This window comes from Herbaspirillum sp. B65 (assembly GCF_000333555.1).
Lineage (GTDB): Bacteria > Pseudomonadota > Gammaproteobacteria > Burkholderiales > Burkholderiaceae_D > Herbaspirillum > Herbaspirillum rubrisubalbicans.
Map to the genome: position 1 here is coordinate 1 of NZ_BADI01000932.1, position 1,500 is coordinate 1,500.

The following is a 1,500-nucleotide window of genomic DNA, read 5'->3' on the forward strand; positions in this document are numbered from 1 at the left end:
AATCGACGCTGGTGGCGTCTTTCGGGAAGGAGGCAGTGGTGGTCGAGTATTGAAGATTTGTACCGGAGGAAGTCAATGAATAAGAAGCCGGGTGAGGGGCCTGACTTCCCCGATCGCACGTTATCAAAACAATGGGGGGCTCTGGCCTTCGTCAATTCAAACTATAAACAGGATTCACTTAGATGGGCAGCTTTACTTCATTTGCAGTCTTTCTCTTTTCTGCCATTTCACTGATCATCCCCAGCGGCTTTTCGGTGGGGGCCATCCTGCTGACCCTGGGTAGCATTACCTTGGTCAACAAAAGCATCCGTTCTACCTTAAGTCGGGAAGATCGTCTGCTGATCGCGGTACTGGTGATCTACTTCCTGGTCACCGTGACCATGCACCTGTACCACCACGAAAGCCTCAAGGAATATGACCTGCCGCTGCGCTTCCTGCTGGCGGCCATGGCGCTGCTGACCTTGCGCGCTTATCCGCCGTCGCCGGCGGGTTTCTGGTCTGGTCTGATCCTGGGGGGTGTCGGCTCCTGTCTGTTTGCCGGCTGGCAGTACTTTGCGCATGGCGTGCGCGCCAACGGGTATACCAATGCGATCCAGTATGGCGACATCAGCTTCATCATCGGCATCCTCTGCCTGACCGGTTTCACCTGGGCGCTGCAGCAGCGCTCGGCGCGGACCTGGGTGATCCTGCTGATCGTGGGCGGCATCACGGGCCTGCTGGGTTCCTTGTTTACCGGCAGTCGCGGCAGCTGGGTGGGCTTGCCGGTGTGTCTGCTCATTCTGTGCGTCTACTACAGCCGCTCGATCCAGCCGCGTTATGTCTGGGGTGGTCTGGCCGCGTTGATCGCGGCCATCGTGGTGGTCTTCGCAGTACTGCCGAGCACGGATTACCGGGCGCGGGTGACGCTGGCCTTCTCCGAGGCCTCGACCTACATGCACAAGAAAGATGCCGACAGCTCCATTGGTACGCGCATGGAAATGTGGCGTACCGGTGCCATGGCCGCAGCCGAGTCGCCCCTGTTAGGCATAGGCAAGGCCGGTTTCGTGGCATGGGAAAGTAAGCAGATCGAAGCGGGCAAGGTCAACCCGCTGATGTCCGGCAACAACCACGTCTACAACGAATGGCTTGATGCCATGGTCAAGCGTGGTATCCCCGGTCTGTTGGTACTGCTGGCGCTGTATTTCATTCCGCTGCGCCTGTTCATTGCCCACCTGAAGTCGGCCCCTGCCCACGCCAAGCCCTATGCGTTGGGCGGCATCCTGCTCATCGTCAACTTCATCGGTTTCGGTTTTTCCCAGGTGTTCATGGCGCACAACTCAGGGGTGATGACCCTGGGCTTCACCATGGTCATTCTGTGGGGGCTGCTGCGTGGCCAGGAAGAAAGTCACTGATGCGTAACTGATCAGCGCCCCAGCTTCCTGCGCACAGCCGCGAGCAGGAAGCGGGCGTTCCAGTACAGGCCGCAGGCGTAGTGGCCGCGCTTGATCAGGAAGCGCGCAT

Annotated in this window: 2 protein-coding genes; both read left to right on the forward strand. The window is 59.0% G+C overall.

Translation table 11 applies throughout. From position 1 onward, the window contains the following. Positions 1-234: hypothetical protein (locus I5W_RS32935; protein WP_217284462.1), on the forward strand; the 234-nt coding region annotated here is incomplete at its 5' end. Beyond that, positions 183-1,391, forward strand: a complete 1,209-nt coding sequence (locus I5W_RS21795; RefSeq protein WP_044530809.1) for an O-antigen ligase family protein — start codon at positions 183-185, stop codon at positions 1,389-1,391. The genes I5W_RS32935 and I5W_RS21795, both read left to right, overlap by 52 nt. The last annotated feature ends 109 nt before the right edge of the window (positions 1,392-1,500 follow it).